Genomic DNA, 18,393 nt, shown 5'->3' on the forward strand with positions numbered 1-18,393 from the left:
TGATCGTCAGCCATGACGGCAGCGAAGCCGACGATGGCATATGTCAGCGCGTTTCGGATCTGGGTTATCGCGTCGCGCAAGTCGACGCGGCGGGAAGCAGCAATCATCGCCAGCAGCAAGCCAATGACGAAGCGTCCTCCCCCGAGGACGGTCACTCCCACCTTCATGAGCACACCTCCAGCGGCGGGGCGTGGTGGCGGACCCGCAAGGGCATCCTGACGATCGCTTCCGGAATGGCATTGGCAGTGGCCTACGTGCTTGGTAAGGCCGTACCGACGACGGAGCATTGGGCATTCCTGCTCGCCATGCTGGTTGGTCTGGTTCCAATTGCGCGTCGCGCGGTCTCCGCCGCGCGTGTCGGCACGCCGTTCTCGATCGAGATGCTGATGTCGGTTGCCGCGATCGGTGCGGTCGTGATCGGTGCAACCGAAGAGGCCGCCACGGTGGTCTTCTTGTTCCTGATCGGCGAACTGCTCGAAGGCGTCGCCGCCAGCCGTGCCCGGGCCAGCATTCAGGATCTTACCAGACTTGTTCCGAAGACCGCCCGGGTCGAGGAGGATGGGCAGGTACGCGAAGTACAGGCAGAAACTCTTGCCGTCGGGGCGCTGATTCAAGTCCGGCCCGGCGATCGAATCCCCGCCGATGGCATGATCGTTTCCGGACAGAGCGCGATCGACGAAGCGCCCGTGACGGGCGAGAGCACGCCGGTCCGGAAGGGGCCTGATGACACTCTGTTCGCCGGCACCGTCAACGGCGATGGGCTGCTGCGGGTGCGGGTGACCGCCGCTGCGGCGGACAATACCATCGCGCGGGTCGTGCGCCTTGTCGAGGAAGCCCAAGAATCCAAGGCGCCTACCGAACGGTTCATCGACCGATTCTCGCGGTTCTACACGCCGGGTGTGGTCGCAGTGGCAATACTGGTAGCTGTCGTGCCGCCGCTGCTGTTCGGTGGCGTTTGGAGCAACTGGATCTACAAGGGTCTGGCGATCTTGCTGATCGGCTGTCCCTGCGCCCTGGTCATTTCGACGCCTGCGGCGATCGCCGCCAGCCTCTCCGCAGGCGCGCGCCGGGGCCTGTTACTGAAGGGTGGTGCCGTTCTCGAACAAGTCGGCAAGGTGACGATGGCTTGTTTCGACAAGACCGGCACGTTGACGGCGGGCAAACCCCAAGTCACGGACGTCATCGGGCTCGCGCGCAGCGAGAACGACGTACTCGGTTTTGCCGCCGCGCTCGAGGCCGGATCGAGCCACCCACTAGCTACCGCAATTCTGGCCGAGGCGCACAAGCGCGACATTCCAATTCCGGCGACTTCGGAATCCGAGGCGGTCGGCGGAAAGGGGATTCGCGCAAGGGTCGACGGACTCCACGTCTTTCTTGGATCGCCGTCGGCCGCAGCCGAAATCGTTTCTCTGAAACCCGACGATGAACTTCGCTTCGCAGGACTCACCGACGAAGGCAAGACGGTTTCGGTTCTGGTGATCGGTCAGCTTTTGGCCGGCGCTATAGCGATGCGCGATGAACCGCGTCCGGATGCCGTGAAAGGCCTGAAACTGCTTAACGAGGCGGGCATCAAAACGGTCATGCTGACTGGCGATAACCAGCGGACAGCGGCCGCGGTCGGCAAGCAACTCGGGATCGAGGTTCAGGCCGGGCTTTTGCCGCAGGACAAGCAGCGTATCGTCGCCCAATTCAGGAACGCGGGATGGACGGTGGCCAAGATCGGCGATGGCATCAACGACGCTCCGGCGCTGGCGGCCGCGGACGTCGGCATCGCCATGGGAGGCGGGACCGACGTCGCGCTGGAGACCGCCGACGCGGCGGTGCTTCACGGTCGGGTCTCCGATGTCGCGGCGATGGTCGATCTGTCGAAACGGACCATGGTCAATATCCGCCAAAACATCGCAGTCGCGCTCGGTCTGAAGGCGGTCTTCCTGGTCACCACGATAGTCGGCCTGACAGGGTTGTGGCCGGCCATCCTTGCCGACACTGGCGCGACGGTGCTGGTCACGCTCAACGCGCTGCGGCTGCTGGCGCCGCCCGGCGCCGACCAGGCGGATGAAAAGTAACCCCCCAAAACATTGGACTTCAAACCAAGGAGAATTCCATGGGCTTCGACCAGTATCACGAACCGCCGGACGAACTGTCGCAGGACATCCGGACTTTTGCGCGGATGATCACCTCGCTGATCGAGGAGGCGGAAGCGATCAGTTGGTACGAACAGCGGATGTCCGTCGAAAAGGACAAGGTGGCCAAGGCAATCATGGCGAATGCGCAGAAGGAGGAATTCAAGCACTTCGGCATGAACCTGGAATTCCTGTTACGCAAGAAGAAGGCATGGCGAACCGAGCTTGAGGGGATCCTCTTCAGGGACGGCGACATCGTCGCACTTGCGGAGAAAGCGGAGAAGAAGGCCGATTGAAGGGAGGGAGGGCGTCGCGGAGGAGCGCCGACGGAAGAGGCGGAGTAGGGTGGTCAAGGCGGGCACGATCTCGTTCGGCGGGGCGACGATACCCTGCGTCGTGCGCAATCTCAGCACGGTTGGCGCGCTGCTCATTGTCGAAAGTCCGCTCGGCATTCCGAGACGCTTCACGCTACTGGTCCGCCTCGGACTCGTTTGCGAAGGAGTGTCGCGTGATCTGGATCACGGTGTCTCTTTCTGAGCAGCCGAACGACGGCGGTGTGAGGCATCGCGCGTCGGAACCTGAATGACCGCGACCGCGACCGACCGCTTTCGGCGCGGCTGAGCGCAAGGAGGACACAGATGCACAGGATCCGTAAGAAATGGGTGCGATCGGCGACAACAGGGCTGATTTTCCTGCTTGCCGCACTAATCGATATTCATGCTGTGGCTGCAGCGCGCGGCAGCTCCGCGTCGGAAAACCCCTTGGCTGCCGAACACATCGATGCCCTGCCGCCCGATCTCCACCGTGTGGTCGTCAACCGTGCGCGCGCCTGCGGCAATAAGGCGGCGGCCGCGCACTATTTCTCGGTTTCAATCGAAGCCGAAGGCTTCCGCTTCGTCTCGTTGCATTTCGAGGACTTCGCGTGCGCGAACCGCGCCGCCGTCTGCATCGCCGATCGCTGTCTCCACGAGGTGTACCTGGAATCGCACGGGCGGCACCGCCTCGTCTTCACCACGCACGCCCGTGATCTGAAACTCACCAACGATGGCGCTGCTGGAATCGAGGTGACTGATGGCACATCGATACGAGTTTTTCGCTGGAATGGATGGCGGTTTGTGTCCGTCCGTACGATCAAGAATGGTTGGTAACGCGTGACATCGTCGATCATTGGACATCTCCATTTTGGAGGTGCGGACCTTAGCTTCCGCAAGAAGTTCCGCCTGTTCTTCACGGTCGCGGCGGTCGTGCTGCTGCTCGGCGGCATCAAGGCCGCCGTGCACTTTTTCGGCTTCGAGTTTCTCGAACTCAACAGGTTGCTGACGAGCGGCATCGGCGGCGCCATCTTCATCATCGGATTTCTGTTGTCGAGCATTCTTGCCGACTACAAGGAAGCGGAACGCATCCCGGCGGACATCCGCACGTCCATTGAAGCCATCGACGGCGATCTGGAATCGTTTGCCGTTATCAACAAGGACTTCGATTTGATTGCGAGCCGCCGCGTCCTGATCGACACGATCGATAAACTGCGGACCGGTCTTGGCCACGCCAGCGATCACAAGGATATTCCACCGGTTCTTGAGGAGATCGGCAAGTTGACGCCGATTTTCGGACACCTGGAGGGAATGGGGATGGCGGCCAACTTCGTCGTCCGCCTCCGCTCAACGCAGGATGTGATCCGCAGAGCCGTGCTCCGAATCTACCAGATTCAGCGCGTGGAGTTCGTGCCATCGGTCCACGTTCTGGTGCAGACGCTGGTCGCCGCTATTGTCATGATGATGCTCTTTCTCAAGACCGAGGGCGATCCGGCATCGGCAATCATGTTTGGCTTCATTTCCTACATGTTCGTCTACGCGCTGTACCTCGTCCGTCTTCTCGAGCAGCCATTCGCCAAAGGACACGATTCAGTTGATGACGTCAGTTTCTTTCTGCTGGACGAACTCGAAGTAAAATTGCGCGGATCGATCGGCGAAAGCGCTTCGAATCCAATGCTTAAACCGGAGAACTGACGATGCATGGTGGAGGTCCCGCCGGGACGGCGGCCGCGCGACACGCAGGCCGACTTGCATGGGCGCTTGCCCTGACGGCGACATACATGTTTGCCGAAATTGCTGGCGGCCTGATCACGGGCAGCCTGGCGCTCCTGGCTGACGCCGCACACATGCTGACCGACGTCGGCGGACTGGCGCTGGCGCTGCTCGCGATCCGCTTTGCCGCCCGAGAGGCCACACCACAGCGGACCTTCGGCTACCTCCGTATGGAGGTGCTTTCCGCGCTGACGAATGCCGTCGTGCTGCTGCTGCTTACGGTCTACATTCTCTATGAAGCATACCAGCGTTTCCTCGCCCCGCCGGACATCCTGAGCGGACCAATGTTGATCGTGGCGTGCGTCGGTCTGATCGTGAATTTGGTCAGTATGTGGCTGCTGGCGGGCGGTTCGTCGGAGAGCCTGAATGTCAAGGGCGCCTATTTCGAGGTGCTGAGCGACATGCTGGGGTCCATCGGCGTCATCATCGCCGCGCTGCTCATGATGTGGAAAGGATGGGTGCTGGCCGATCCTATCATCGGCGCGGGCATCGGGCTGTTCATCGTGCCGCGGACGTGGATCCTACTCAAACAGGTCACGCACATCCTTATGGAAGGCACGCCTCCGGACGTCGATCTCGGTCTTCTCGAGCGCCAACTATCGACCATCGAAGGTGTGAAGACGGTCCACGATCTCCACGTCTGGACGATTACGTCCGGCTTCGACGCCATGAGCTGCCACCTGGTGGTTAACGACATGTCGGTCGCCAGTACGATTCTGCAGGAAGCCCGCCGCCGCATGAAGGACGGTTTCAAGATCGACCATGTCACAATTCAGATCGAGGACGAGGCGTTACGCAACGAGGAAGGCGTGCTGCATGTCTAAGCACGAACAACCATGAGCATGTCGGACATCGCGAAGGTCCGGATGATTGCGCGGGGCGGTAATCCATGCGCTGGCCGGCTTCGAGGACGTTTGTGATCGGCGCAACGGCGCGACTTCCTTCGGGCTTTAAAAAATAAGCGCGAGCGCGCTTATTTTAGCGCTGGGCGTCATCGGAGAACCGCGCGCGCGATGACCGAGAACCGGGTTCGGCGTCGTTCGCCCGTCAACACGCCACTGTCGGACCCATTTGATCGCACTGCTGGCGCTTACCGAAAATACCTTTGGCAACGCAGATGCACGCGGAATGGCTGGTCTTTCGGACCGGCAGAGTGTTGCGATGAGGCGTCTATGGCGGAGTAACCCTATGGGCGCGGTCCGTTGGTGCACGAAATGAGGTTACTGGCGGCGAACTATCATCTCACTGCGACAATCGTTCGCGACGCGCTTCGGCGAGGGCCTTCGCACACCCGTCCATATCACCTTTGGCGTTAGCCATACGCGCGCGTTGCAGCGCCGCGCGATCGTGGCGCTCATCGACTCCCGCCTTCTCCTTGCCTCGCCTGACCGAATTTGGAGTCGGTTGATGGTGTAGGTTTGCGGCATGCGATTGATGAGCAGAACCGCTCCCCTGATTTGAAGCCAACGCGTCCATGGCCGTCTCCACTTGCGCGATGTCGGATGCACACGGGCCAGCGAGGACCGTCTGGCTTGGAAAAATCGACGTACCGAAGAAACAGACTGCGGCGATCGCCTGGACTCGGTGGATCGGTTTTTTCAACAATCAATCCTCCTGCCAAATTAGAGCTGCAGTGGAAGTTACAAGATGTCACGGACGCTAGCTGACGAAAACGCCGCCCTTTCGTCCGGTTTGAACTGCCTTCGCACGCGGAGAAGAGCAGCGGTTCTTCATGCAGCGGCTGTGAAAGTGCGACAACAACCGCAAGATCTTCTGACGCCGATCCTATGATCGCTAGAACCTCGAACGGTCTCCGTCGCCCCCGTCCTACAAGGACGGAAACTGCCGGGATACGTTGCAGCACGCAATTTGCTACCGCACTCGAACGATGTCCATAGTAGTTTAAGCCGTCCGACGAAAACACAAAATTTACGTTGGTTCCGGAATAATGCCATTAGCACGCGAAAGTCTCTGCCGTCTTTGTGAAATTGGTATAGAATCTCTTTTGCGGGTGTAGCTCGAGGGTTGAGCAACAGTTTCCAAACTGGAGGCGTGGGTTCGATTCCCTCCATCCGCTCCAAATTTTCGATGTTCGTGAGCCGATTGTTAATGTCAATTTTGCTTTTAGGCTCTGACCTGCGGGAGGCCGGAAGCAAGATAAATCGATCAGGCATACAAGTCGCAATCGCACCGGTGCTTGTAGCAGAAATCGCGGCGCCTGAGGCCATCGCATAAATTGGGCTTATCGTGGTTTAGGTGGCAAGTCTTCTGAGTAATTCCTAAAAGGAAATTGGTGCGACCAGAATTTCAGCGAAATTGTCGTGCTAAAGTTTAGGAGTTATAGCTGAGATAATCCAAGCATGAGCCGTCAAGTCTGACATCAACTGGAGCCGACTACTCAATCGACTCTACAATTATGAGGAGAAGATCGAGGTCTTCCTGCGCGGCGTCGTCGATGGGCAATATTCGTTCGTCGATTGAGCGAAAAGTACGCCATGTTTGCCAGGCTGTGTTGAAACCCCGCCGCGACGAACAGCGACACGGCAAGGAACACGGGGACGAACCTGTCGATGATCGTCCGCCCATGGTGGCGAAGAACGCTGCCAACCCACGAGCCAGTTTGCGAGCATCCCGGACAGGACGGTTTGGATCCATCCATTGATACCGCTGGTTTCGCGATATGCCATTTCAGACTGGTTCCCAAAACAAGTTGACATCCAGATGCATCTGGAGCGGATCAGGGCCCGGAATAAGAACTCTTGAGGTTGGATCATCCTCGAACTCAGCGGGCGCTCAATCACAGCCCCGCTGAGTTCGAACAGCGCTTTCAGTCCGACACCTCACAAGTTCACAGTCTTCAATCGTAGCGCATTGCCCACGACGCTGACTGAAGATAGCGCCATCGCCGCTGCAGCGATGATGGGTGACAGCAGCAATCCGAACGTCGGATAGAGCACACCGGCCGCGATCGGAATGCCGGCAGCGTTATAGATGAACGCGAAGAACAGGTTCTGCCGGATGTTGCTCATCGTCGCTTCGGAGAGACGGCGGGCACGAACGATTCCCATCAAGTCGCCCTTGAGAAGAGTGACTCCCGCGCTTTCCATCGCGACGTCGGTCCCGGTGCCCATCGCGATTCCAACGTCCGAGGTCGCCAAGGCAGGGGCGTCGTTGACGCCATCTCCGGCCATTGCAACGATCCGCCCCGCCTTCTGCAACTTGCTGACGACGGCGCTCTTCTGGTCCGGAAGCACTTCTGCCTCCACATCGGAGATGCCGAGCCGTTTCGCGACCGCATTTGCCGTGGTTCTATTGTCGCCGGTCAGCATAATGACCTTGATGCCTTCTGCCGCCAGCGCCTTCAAGGCGTCAGGCGTCGATTGCTTCACTGGATCGGCGATTGCAAAGAGTCCCACCAACTTTCCATCGAGTGCGATATTGATAACGGTTGCACCTTCACCGCGCAGGTTTTCGGCTTGTGGCTCCAACGTTTGTGTCTGGACACCTAACGATTTCAGATAGGCCGCATTGCCCAGCAGGATAGTCTTGCCTTCGACCTTTCCGGTCACGCCTTTGCCCGTCGGCGAATCGAATTCCTCCACGTTCGCCAGTGTCAGATCGCGCTCTTTGGCTGCGCGAACGATGGCGTCCGCCAGCGGATGTTCGCTCGATCGCTCGACGCTTGCCGCGAGACGCAGCAGGACGTCCTCCTGAAAGCCGGAAGAAGCCACAATGGAGACGACCTTCGGCTTGCCTTCGGTTAGCGTCCCCGTTTTGTCGACCACCAAGGTGTCTACCTTCTCTAGACGCTCAAGCGCTTCGGCGTTCTTGATCAGCACGCCGGCGTGAGCGCCGCGTCCCACGCCGACCATGATCGACATAGGTGTGGCGAGGCCAAGTGCGCAAGGGCAAGCAATGATCAGCACGCTCACGGCCGCCACCAGGCCGAACGCCAAACGAGGCTCAGGACCGACCATGGCCCAGACCACGAAGGCAACGAGCGCGGCCACGATCACCGCGGGCACGAACCAGCCCGCGACCTGGTCGGCGAGACGCTGAATCGGCGCCCGCGACCGTTGCGCTTGCGCAACCATCTGAACGATCTGGGACAACACCGTATCGCGGCCGACCTTTTCGGCCCGCATCACGAAGCTTCCGGATTGATTGAGGGTCCCGGCAATCACCTTGGCTCCGGTTTCCTTGGTGACGGGCATGGACTCTCCTGTCACAAGCGATTCATCGACCGATGAACGCCCCTCGAGAATGACGCCGTCGACCGGTACCTTTTCGCCGGGACGGACGCGCAGCCGGTCGTCGACGTTCAGACCATCGAGCGGGACTTCATGATCGGTACCATCCTCCGCAACGAGGCGTGCCGTCTTCGGGGCGAGATCGAGCAGCGCCTTGATCGCTCCCGACGTTGCCTCGCGGGCTCGCAATTCGAGGACCTGGCCCAGCAATACCAGAACGGTGATCACTGCCGCCGCTTCAAAATAGACGGCAACGGCATCATCGTGTCCGCGGAACGCGGGAGGGAAGACGTGTGGGGCGACGGTGGCGACGAGGCTGTAGACGTAAGCCACACCGGTCCCCATCGCGATCAAGGTGAACATATTGAGGTTGCGGGTTAACAGCGATTGCCAGCCGCGCACGAAAAAAGGCCAACCCGCCCAGATTACGACCGGGGTCGCAAAGACGAGTTGAATCCAGTTCGACAGGGTCTGGTCGACCCAGCCGTGGCCACCGACCAGGTGTCCGCCCATCTCGAGAACGACAGCGGGCAACGCGAGCACGAGACCGATCCAGAACCGCCGGGTCATGTCCGCCAGTTCGGGATTGGGTGGCGCATCCAGTGTCGCCACCTCCGGCTCGAGCGCCATTCCGCAGATGGGACAGCTGCCGGGTCCTATCTGCCTGATCTCCGGATGCATCGGACACGTGTAAACGGTGCCTTCCGGAACGGTCGCCTTCATCGCCGAGGCCTGCGACTTGTCGAGGTACTGCTCCGGAGCGGTGGCAAACTTGGCGCGGCAGCCGGCCGAGCAAAAATGGTAGGTGCGGCCGTGGTAATCGAACCGGTGCTTGCTTGTCGCCGGATCGACGGTCATCCCGCAGACCGGGTCCACCACCCTTCCGTCTCCGGAGACGGGTTGGTGGTGATGGTCATGAGCGTCCTCACGATGATCACCGTGACCGCCGCCGCAACACGCCGCCTTGTTTTCGGGGCTCGGCGCTGCCATCGCCATCGAGGAGTAGCCGCATTCGCCTGTGGAACTTGCCTTTTCTGGATCGGTCATCTAAATCTCCTGCACGGCTTGCGACCCATACCCAGTAGGGGTATATAGAGCAAATGCGAAAAGACATCAAGACGTCCTGCCAAAAGCGCCTGAGTCGGATCGAGGGACAGGTGCGCGGCCTCGCCAAGATGGTGGAAGAGGACCGGTACTGCATCGATATCGTAACGCAGATCTCCGCTGTTCGTGCCGCGCTGCGGCGCGTGGAGGAAGAGATCCTCAAAGATCATGTCTCGCACTGCGTCGAGCATGCGATCGCGAGCGGCGACAAGGCGGACCAGCGTCGCAAGATCGCGGAATTGATGGCGGTGGTCGGGCGTGCGGAACGATGACCGTCTCGTTGCGTCAGGTTCCGTCTTGGCGGTACGAGGATTCCCGACTATGATTCCAAGTTCGAACACGGCAAATCTAAAGCATTGACCCGTTTATGTTGACCGGACTTACCAGTACGCAGCGGCAGGGAGCAGGGTGGTTCATCGCCTTGACATATCTGTTTTGCGTGCTGGCCCCGACGCTTTCCTTCGCCTTGCCGGGCAGTCAGTCCACTCCCTACTGCCTGACCGACGAAGGTCACGTGCCGGGCATGGTCCACGTGCATCACGAAGGCATGATGCACGTCCACAAGGATGGACATGCCCATCACCATTCCGGCGTCCAGACTCACGCTGATTCATCTGCGGGTCACGACGCGAAACCCGTCGCGTTGAAGAGCGACTCCGGCCCGGCAAAACCACCGCATTCGGCGGATGGAAAGTGCTGCGGCCTGATGTGCGTTACCGCGCTTCCCGCGCCGTTCGTCGCGGTGGCTAAACCCGCGGTGCCGAAGGCCGTCCGGATCTCCCATGATTATCGGAAGCTGACCGACAACGCGCCTCCACAGCGCTATCGCCCCCCCATTTCCTGACCTGACAAAAGCATGACGCGGTGCTGCGCCCGTTCGGGGGCACGCGCACCTGTGGTCCATCGTCAGTTCAGGAAAGTCTTATGTCAGCGCAAATTGGGGCGACTGCCGCCGCCGTTGGTTCGGTGGTGCGCGGAATATTCGGAATCAGATTCGGGACATTCGCAGGGGTGGCTGTTGCGGCCCTGATCTTGGGAGGCTGCGCGGTGCCGACGGCGTCGCTCGTCGGCCCGGACCCCGCGGATCCCGGAACAAAGGTTGCGGGCGTCGGCTATCGGTCGACCATCGCCCCTTACGCCAGCCTTCGTCCGACGACGCCTTCCGGCTGGAAGGAACAGAACCGGAGCGTCACGCCGTCACCGAAGTCCGGACACGAGCACTAGGAGCACGTCATGAAAATCATCCGTGGCGTGCTGCCGCATCAGAGCGTTCTCCGAAATAATCGGTTGGCGTTGGCGCTGGCCGTTTCCCTTCTCCTTTCCGGTTGCGCAACGTTTTCGCCGGATCGAGGAATGGGCGTCGTCGCCGATATCGCCGACAACACCATCAAGAAGGACGTGGTCGCGATCCGCTCCGTGGATGATGCGCAACGCACGGACGATGCCGTCAAGCCGCTGCTGCGCCGGACGCTCAACGTCGAAACCACAGTCCAGGTCGCGTTGCTCAACAACCGGGGACTGCAAGCCGCCTACAACGAATTGGCGTTGGCGGAAACCGACCTCGTCCAGGAAAGCCTTCCGCCCAATCCGACATTCTCGATTTCGCGAATATCGGGCGGCGGCGCCGTCGAAATCGAACGTCAGGTGGTCGGGGACATTCTTGCGTTGGCGACGCTGCCGTTCCGTTCCGAGATCGCCAAGAGGCGATTCCACCAGGCGCAATTGCGGGCAGCATTGGAGACCTTGAGGCTCGCGTCCGATGTGCGGCGATCCTACTACCGCGCCGTCGGCGCTAACGAGATGGTCGGCCTTCTCACAGATGCCAAGTCCACGGCGGAGGCGACCGCCAAGCTGGCCTCGAAGCTGGGTGAAACCGGTTCGCTCAACAAGCTCGATCAGGCCCGCGAGCAGGTCTTCTACGCGGAGACGACAGCCGATCTCGCTTCGGCACGTCAGGAGGCGACCAGTTCGCGTGAACGTCTCGCACGACTGATGGGGCTTTGGGACGGCGAACTTACGTTCCGCCTGCCCAAGACGCTTCCGCCATTGCCACGACGTCCTTCCGCTCTGCCGTCGATCGAAGTGGATGCAGTGACGCACCGGATCGACCTGCAGATCGCACGCATCGAACTGGATGCGCTGGCGAAATCGCTCAATCTCACGGAAGCGAGTCGTTTCGTCACGCTGCTCGATGTTGCAGGAATCGCGAAGACCACCAGGGATCCCGATGGCTCCCGGTTCCGTGAACGCGGCTTCGACATCCAGTTCCAGATCCCCATCTTCGATGGCGGCGAAGTCCGGGTGCGACAAGCGAGCGAGACCTACAATCAGGCCTTCAATCGCCTGACCGAGAAGGCGATCAACGTGCGCTCGGAAGCACGAGACGCGTACCGGACGTATCGATCGAGCTACGAGATCGCCCGGCAGTATGAGCGCGAGGTGCTGCCGCTCCGGAAGATCATCACCGAAGAAATGCAGCTGCGCTTCTCGAGCATGCAGGTCGATGTGTTCGCGCTGCTGACGGAAGCGCGCCAGCGCATCGCGTCGCTGCGGGCCGGAATCGATGCCAAGCGCAGCTTCTGGCTCGCCCAATCTGATCTGCAGACCGCCGTCAACGGCGGCGGCTCGGGAGAAACACAAATAGAGTCCCGTCCGACGACCACCGCCCAGGCTGGCGGCGGCGGCGGTCATTGATGGAGGCCAACATGCTATCGCGAAGAGGATTTCTGGGAACGGCGGCGCTGGTCGGCGCCAGCGCCGTCAGCGGCCGCGTGCAGGCGGCCAACATTCCGGAAGCGCCGATCATGGACAAGGTGACGATGCAGCCGCCGCTGCATCCGACCAGCGGTCCGGATTACCGTCCGGTCGTCACGCTCAACGGCTGGTCGCTTCCCTGGCGAATGAACGGCGACTGGAAGGAGTTTCATCTCGTCGCTGAACCTGTCGTCCGCGAATTCGCGCCCGGCATGAAAGCCAACCTCTGGGGCTACAACGGTCAGGCACCGGGGCCGACGATCGAGGCGGTCGAGGGCGACAAGGTCCGCATCTTCGTCACCAACAAATTGCCGGAACACACGACCGTGCATTGGCACGGCATGATCGTGCCGAACGGCATGGACGGCGTCGGCGGACTCAATCAGCCGCATATCAAGCCCGGCAAGACCTTCGTCTACGAGTTCGAGATGAAGAACAGCGGGACGTTCATGTACCACCCGCACTCCGACGAAATGGTCCAGATGGCGATGGGCATGATGGGGATGTTCATCGTGCATCCGCGCGACCCGTCCTTCCGCCCGGTCGATCGCGACTTCGTCTTTATCATGAGCACCTACGACATCGATCCCGGCACCTACCTGCCGAAGGTCAACGAGATGACCGACTTCAACATGTGGACATTCAACAGCCGGGTGTTTCCGGGCATCGACCCGCTGCCGGTGCGGCTCGGCGACAAGGTACGAGTGCGGATCGGCAATCTCACCATGACCAACCATCCGATCCACCTGCACGGACACCATTTCGCGGTGACCTGCACGGACGGCGGCTGGGTTCCCGAAAGCGCGCAATGGCCGGAGACGACGACCGACGTACCTGTCGGCGCGGTTCGTGCGTTCGACGTCGTCGCCGACAATCCCGGGGACTGGGCGTTTCACTGCCACAAGTCGCACCACACCATGAACGCCATGGGCCACGACATGCGCAACATGATCGGCGTCTCAAAGAAGGACTTGGCGAAAGCGGTCGGCAAGCTGGCGCCCGACGCTATGGTGATGGGGTCGACGGGCATGGCGATGGGCGAGATGGAGATGCCCGCGCCGGACAACACGCTGCCGATGATGACAGGCTCCGGACAATTCGGGCCGATCGAAATGGGCGGCATGTTCACGGTGATGAAGATCCGCGAAGGCATGGCAAGTGACGACTATCGCGATCCAGGGCCGTACAAGAACCCTGAGCGTACGGTTGCTTACGAGGTCGATGCGACAGGAGCCCCAGTCCCCGCGTCGTCAAAACCGAAGGCGATGCCTGACGACATGAAGGGCATGAAAGGAATGAACATGAAGGGAATGAATGGCATGAAGGGGATGTAGTTGGCTGCGATCTCTCCACGCTGAGCGGGTAGGATCGGAAAGTCCGACCGCAGGCGGCACCAACACGTACTCTCGAACATCAATTATAGCTGCGTCCGAAGCATGACGCATGGAGACCTATCGATGAAGCGAATAATACTCGGGGCCAGCCTTTTCGGCTTGATGGTACTGTTCGGAGGCGGTGCATTCATCGTCTCTGGAGCTTACGAAATTGGCGCTGATGTTCCGCATTGGAATATTACCAGCAAAGTGCTGGAAGCCGCACGCGATCGGGCGATCGCGGTTCGCGCACGCGATATCAAGGTGCCCGATTTGGCCGACGAACAATTGATTCTGAAGGGAGCGGGGCAGTACGCCGCGATGTGCGTGGGCTGCCATCTTGCGCCCGGCAAAAGCGATTCGGAGATCCGGCCCGGCCTGTATCCGCAGCCGCCCAATCTCTCGCAAACGAAGCTCGATCCAAGGACCGTCTTTTGGGTGACGAAGCACGGCTTGAAGATGACGGCGATGCCCGCATGGGGATTAGGTCATGATGACGATACGATCTGGAGCATCGTTGCTTTTGTCCAAAAATTGCCGGGTATGTCGCCGCAGGACTACAAGGACATCGTTGCCAAGGCGCCGCCCGACGAAGAAATGGGGTCTATGGATCAAGGTGGCGGCGGCAATCAACATCAACACGGTAGCGAACCACATCAGCACGGCACAAAGCCTGAGCCCTCAAAAGGTGTAGGACAACAGCCATGATCAATTATCCGTATCACTTGCACGGCCACCACTTCGCGGTGACACGGACGGCGGCTGGGTGCTGGGATCGCGACGATGGATGTTCCTATCGAGCCGCTTTCAACATCGCCGACAATCCCGGCGGCTGGGCGTTCGCCTACCGCGAGCCGGCGGTTCGCTTCACTCCGACCGTGCCGATCATTCCCGCTTCGCGATGACCGAGAGTCGGATAGGAATGTTCGAACAAGCCGCGCGATATTTGTCATGCAGGGTGATGTTATGAACGAACGCCAGATCGACTGCGTGCCGGACGACGGATGGCACGCGGCGATGGGGACGTTCGCCGACGTCCACTACGAGCAGACGGCAATCTACGGCTCCGGACAACGGGGCGAACGATCGAGCCATATTCTGCTGCGGCGCGAGAGCACTCCCGTCGCAGGTGCCCGGATCGGATTGTATCTCGTGCCTTATCTCGGCCGCGGCATGGCGCTCGTGCGCTTCGCGCCGTTCTGGCGCCCCTTTGACGTTGCTCCCGACCCGGAGCACTACCGGACTGTGGTGGGAGCGTTGGTGGACGAATATTGTCGGCGGCGAAAGCTTTACCTCGTCCTCCGTCCGCGTCCCCATCCGGACTTCTATCCGATCGAAGCGCAAATTCTGACCGAAATGGGTCTTACGGACTCCAAGTCATCGATGCTTGACCGCTATTTCGTCGATGCGTCGCTCGACGAGGCGGAGCAGCAGAAAAGCCTGGATCAGCGATGGCGCTATAATCTCCGCAAGGGTCTTGCGCACGGCCTTGACGTTCGTATCGGTGACGCTCCGGCCGACATCAAGACCTTCCAGGAGATCTATGCCGAGATGGTTCGGCGCAAGAACCTGAACTATCCGGGCGTCGATTTGCCCGCATCCATTCCGGACCTGATGCGGCTTCCGGAACGAATGAAGATGCGCATTGCCTTGGCGTATCACGATGGAAAGCCGATCGGCGGGATCGCTTTCAGCGTCGTGGGCGATCTCGCCTACTACGTCTTCGGGGCGACCAGCGACGAGGCGACCGCACTGAACGCCGGATACGTCCTGCAATGGCACGTCATGCGCTGGCTGCGGGAAAACACGAAGGTGCGCTGGTACGAACTCGGCGGTCCCGGTGATCCGGGAATCCGGCAATTCAAAAAGGGACTCGCGGGCAAACGAGGCGTTCTGCTTGCCGTCCGTGAATTTCACTACTGCCCCGATGTGACCGCGCGCGTGGTCGTGGGAGGACTGTTCGCCCTCCGTGACGCACGTAACAGGATCCAGCGCTGGCAGCGTGAAAGAAGGCCTTCCGAGGGAAGGCGAAGTAACTGAAGAGGAGTGAAAATGAAAACACGCAACTTCATCGCGGGAATTGTCGCGATCTCTTTCGCTTTGTCGTCAGCCGCTGTAATGGCGCAGGCCGACATGGCCAAGGGCGAAGTCAAGAAGATCGACGAGTCCGCCGGCAAGATCACCTTGAAGCACGGGCCGATTAAGAACCTCGACATGGACGAGGACGGCATGACGATGGTGTTCCGCGTTCAGGACCCGGCGATGCTCAAACAGGTCAAGGTCGGCGACAAGGTGCAATTCCAGGCCGAACGGGCAACGGCTGGCATCACCGTCACCAAGATCGAGAAGCAGAAATAGCACCCGGCTTTTCGACGCCGTCGGCCTCAGGTTCGGCGGCGTCGAATGCGGCGGAGCAGGAGTTTTAGGATGGAGGGATCGTTGCGTCGTAACAATGGGGCCGATGCAGAGTTTTTCTACGACCGCCAGAGCGGCAACCTAAGTGGGGCAAGCCTGGTCGACCAAATGGCGGTCTACGCACTGCAGATCGGCTCCGTCGTTACGCGGCCGTTCGGTCACCGCGGTTACGGATGGGGGTGCGACGTGGTTTCCAGCGCCGTCGCGCAACGCGACATCGTCGTTGGATTGAATGCAGATGCAAGATTTGCGATTCCGTTTTGTGATCGATACTGGAGCCGAATCCTCAACGATCGGTACGACTACGAAGAAGAGATCGAGGTGTTTCTGAAGAGCGTCGCCGACATCAGGTACACCTTCGTCGATTGCGGGGCCAATTTCGGCTATTGGTCGGTTCTCGCATCGAGCGAACCGTTCGGCCGCCAGACCGTCCTGGCGATCGAAGCCTCACCCGATAACGCCGCGCGGCTCGCATTGAATGCTGGATTGAATGGCAACCGGTATCGCTGCGTGAACGCGGCCATCGGCGGCAGCACAGGCGGATTCGTGCGTGTCGCGGGACGACGACATGAGGCATTTTCGACTTATGCGGTTGCGGATGACGATCACGGAGCGGTGAGACGAGTCTCGCTCGACGGCCTACTTGGCAGCGTCCTCGATGCACAGGCGCCGACGGTCATCAAGCTGGATGTCGAAGGGGTAGAGATCGAAGCAATCGAAGGCGCAAAGAACTTGTTGTCCGGAGATTCGCTTTTGATCTGCGAGGATCACGGCTCGGATCGGGCGCACGGTGTTTCGTATCATTTGATGAATGAGGCCGCGTTGAGGCTCTACATCTTCGACCCCGCCGATTGTCATTTCGTTCGCGTCGAAGGTCCGGCGGTGCTGGATCGCGTGAAGCGATATCGTTGGGTCGGCTACAACGTATTCGCCACGCGAAGCTCGGTTTGGGAAGACCGATTGCAGTCTGCGCAATGGATTTGCCGATGACCGAGGGCGACATGCGGTGCGCACCGAATGCAGGTTCGCCTAGCGGAGGCACGGTCGAAGGCCATGGAGTACGCAGATCATCATCCTTGGGGCGCGACTTGCGGCTGGATCTGTTCCGCGGACTGGCGAACTGGGCGATCTTCCTTGATCACATTCCGAACAATACGGTGGCATGGGTGACCACGCGAAACTACGGCTTCAGCGATGCCGCGGACGTTTTCGTGTTCATTTCCGGTTACACCGCGGCGTTCATCTACGCACGCAGGATGGCCGCGCAGGGATATCTCGCGGGGACGGCCTTGCTGATCCGCCGGGTGTGGCAGCTCTATGTGGCGCATGTCCTATTGTTCGTGTTCTACGCCGCGGCGATCGGCTACGTCGCGCAGGACTACGGACATTCCCACTTGCTGGATGAGTTCAACGTGGCCGGGCTGATAGAGCGACCGGTGGCGACGCTCACACACGGCCTCCTTCTCCAGTTCAAGCCGCTTAATCTGGACGTCCTGCCCTTATATATCGTGTTGATGGCGGGCTTTGCCCCGTTGCTGATGCTGATGATGCGGACTCCGAATACGGCGCTGGCTGCCGCAATCGCGGTCTATTTGCTGGCCCGCCATTTCGGCTGGAATTTTCCGGCCTATCCCGCGGGCGGCTGGTACTTCAATCCATTCACATGGCAGCTTCCGTTCACGATGGGAGCATGGGCGGCGTTGGGCGGCGCCGCCCGGGCGCAAGCGTTGGCTCGGACCCGAACAGTCCTGATCGCGAGCATTGCATTCGTGGTTTTCGCATTCGTCGTAACAGTTGGTGCTCGCCTTGATGTATCGACGTTGTCACCCCTGTTCGATGTTCTCAGTGAGAAAACCAATCTTGCACCCTACAGGATTGTTCATTTTCTGGCGCTTGCGGTGATCGTGGTTCACCTCGTTCCGCGAGACTGGAACGGCCTTCGTTCGAGCCTGGTTCGTCCGATCATCGTATGTGGTCAGAGGTCGCTGGAGGTTTTCTGCATCGGGATTTTTCTGTCGTTCGTCGGACATTTCATTCTGGAGATGTATTCGGACCGTATGCTTACCCAGATCGGGGTGAGCGTCGGCGGACTTCTGCTGATGACGGCCGTCGCGCTCTATCGGACCTGGTCCCGAACGCTTGATGTCCGCGCACCCAAACTATCGGTAACGCCCGCCGCAATCGGGCCCAAAGGAGGGAATGAATGACGAACCAAAGGACTTTCGCGTTTTGCGGCGCAGGCGACATAGCTGCGAAGAACGATACGACGTCTCGGACGTTTAAAGGACAA

General features: G+C 60.1%; 19 protein-coding genes. 17 read left to right on the forward strand and 2 right to left on the reverse strand.

Features of this window, described 5'->3' with window-relative positions:
* The 6 genes from ASC80_RS21470 to ASC80_RS21495 form a co-directional block, all read left to right on the forward strand.
* Positions 1-2,066: heavy metal translocating P-type ATPase (locus ASC80_RS21470; protein ID WP_056301833.1), on the forward strand; the 2,066-nt coding region annotated here is incomplete at its 5' end.
* Positions 2,067-2,104: 38 nt separating this feature from the next.
* Positions 2,105-2,419 (forward strand): ferritin family protein, encoded by a 315-nt coding sequence (locus ASC80_RS21475; protein WP_044408989.1) that lies wholly within the window; start codon positions 2,105-2,107, stop codon positions 2,417-2,419.
* A gap of 49 nt (positions 2,420-2,468) precedes the next feature.
* The gene (locus ASC80_RS21480) at positions 2,469-2,660 is read left to right on the forward strand and encodes a hypothetical protein (protein WP_244487336.1); all 192 of its coding nucleotides are present in this window, start codon (positions 2,469-2,471) and stop codon (positions 2,658-2,660) included.
* A 185-nt stretch (positions 2,661-2,845) separates the two neighbouring features.
* Entirely contained in the window at positions 2,846-3,271 is a 426-nt protein-coding gene (locus ASC80_RS21485; RefSeq protein WP_244487337.1) for a hypothetical protein, read from the forward strand.
* A 3-nt stretch (positions 3,272-3,274) separates the two neighbouring features.
* Positions 3,275-4,129 carry a hypothetical protein gene (locus ASC80_RS21490; RefSeq protein WP_044408996.1) on the forward strand — a complete coding sequence of 285 codons (855 nt, stop codon included), beginning with the start codon at positions 3,275-3,277 and terminating at the stop codon, positions 4,127-4,129.
* Positions 4,130-4,131: 2 nt separating this feature from the next.
* A complete protein-coding gene (locus ASC80_RS21495; protein WP_044408999.1) occupies positions 4,132-5,031 on the forward strand; it encodes a cation diffusion facilitator family transporter in 900 nt (299 codons plus the stop codon).
* Positions 5,032-5,449: 418 nt separating this feature from the next.
* Here ASC80_RS21495 and ASC80_RS21500 read toward each other — a convergent pair whose 3' ends face one another.
* Together ASC80_RS21500 and ASC80_RS21510 are read right to left on the reverse strand one after the other, a co-directional pair.
* Complete coding sequence (locus tag ASC80_RS21500; protein ID WP_152647665.1) at positions 5,450-5,809, reverse strand: hypothetical protein; 360 nt, start codon at positions 5,807-5,809, stop codon at positions 5,450-5,452.
* 1,238 nt (positions 5,810-7,047) lie between these two features.
* Positions 7,048-9,504 (reverse strand): heavy metal translocating P-type ATPase, encoded by a 2,457-nt coding sequence (locus tag ASC80_RS21510; RefSeq protein ID WP_056301837.1) that lies wholly within the window; start codon positions 9,502-9,504, stop codon positions 7,048-7,050.
* 53 nt (positions 9,505-9,557) lie between these two features.
* Between ASC80_RS21510 and ASC80_RS21515 the strand changes: the two genes are divergently transcribed.
* The 11 genes from ASC80_RS21515 (at position 9,558) to ASC80_RS21565 (ending at position 18,310) form a co-directional block, all read left to right on the forward strand.
* Positions 9,558-9,833, forward strand: coding sequence for a metal-sensitive transcriptional regulator (locus tag ASC80_RS21515; protein WP_056301839.1), 276 nt, complete (start codon positions 9,558-9,560; stop codon positions 9,831-9,833).
* A gap of 95 nt (positions 9,834-9,928) precedes the next feature.
* The gene (locus tag ASC80_RS21520) at positions 9,929-10,405 is read left to right on the forward strand and encodes a hypothetical protein (protein WP_056301841.1); all 477 of its coding nucleotides are present in this window, start codon (positions 9,929-9,931) and stop codon (positions 10,403-10,405) included.
* Between the two features lie 80 nt (positions 10,406-10,485).
* On the forward strand, positions 10,486-10,785 hold the full coding sequence (locus ASC80_RS21525) for a hypothetical protein (RefSeq protein WP_056301842.1): 300 nt from the start codon (positions 10,486-10,488) through the stop codon (positions 10,783-10,785).
* Between the two features lie 9 nt (positions 10,786-10,794).
* Positions 10,795-12,255, forward strand: coding sequence for a TolC family protein (locus tag ASC80_RS21530; RefSeq protein WP_056301844.1), 1,461 nt, complete (start codon positions 10,795-10,797; stop codon positions 12,253-12,255).
* 11 nt (positions 12,256-12,266) lie between these two features.
* Complete coding sequence (locus ASC80_RS21535; RefSeq protein WP_044409015.1) at positions 12,267-13,649, forward strand: multicopper oxidase family protein; 1,383 nt, start codon at positions 12,267-12,269, stop codon at positions 13,647-13,649.
* 123 nt (positions 13,650-13,772) lie between these two features.
* A complete protein-coding gene (locus ASC80_RS21540) occupies positions 13,773-14,396 on the forward strand; it encodes a c-type cytochrome (RefSeq protein ID WP_044409091.1) in 624 nt (207 codons plus the stop codon).
* Positions 14,393-14,593: a cupredoxin domain-containing protein gene (locus tag ASC80_RS21545; protein WP_044409018.1), complete on the forward strand. Its 201-nt coding sequence runs from the start codon at positions 14,393-14,395 to the stop codon at positions 14,591-14,593. The genes ASC80_RS21540 and ASC80_RS21545 overlap by 4 nt, the downstream gene beginning before the upstream one ends.
* A gap of 61 nt (positions 14,594-14,654) precedes the next feature.
* Positions 14,655-15,728: a lipid II:glycine glycyltransferase FemX gene (locus ASC80_RS21550; RefSeq protein ID WP_056301846.1), complete on the forward strand. Its 1,074-nt coding sequence runs from the start codon at positions 14,655-14,657 to the stop codon at positions 15,726-15,728.
* Positions 15,729-15,740: 12 nt separating this feature from the next.
* Positions 15,741-16,046, forward strand: coding sequence for a copper-binding protein (locus tag ASC80_RS21555; protein WP_044409024.1), 306 nt, complete (start codon positions 15,741-15,743; stop codon positions 16,044-16,046).
* Positions 16,047-16,127: 81 nt separating this feature from the next.
* Complete coding sequence (locus ASC80_RS21560) at positions 16,128-17,093, forward strand: FkbM family methyltransferase (protein WP_244487338.1); 966 nt, start codon at positions 16,128-16,130, stop codon at positions 17,091-17,093.
* A gap of 11 nt (positions 17,094-17,104) precedes the next feature.
* The gene (locus tag ASC80_RS21565; RefSeq protein WP_056302044.1) at positions 17,105-18,310 is read left to right on the forward strand and encodes an OpgC family protein; all 1,206 of its coding nucleotides are present in this window, start codon (positions 17,105-17,107) and stop codon (positions 18,308-18,310) included.
* Positions 18,311-18,393: the final 83 nt, after the last annotated feature.

It is taken from the genome of Afipia sp. Root123D2 (assembly GCF_001425835.1).
In the GTDB taxonomy this organism is placed as follows: Bacteria; Pseudomonadota; Alphaproteobacteria; order Rhizobiales; family Xanthobacteraceae; genus Afipia.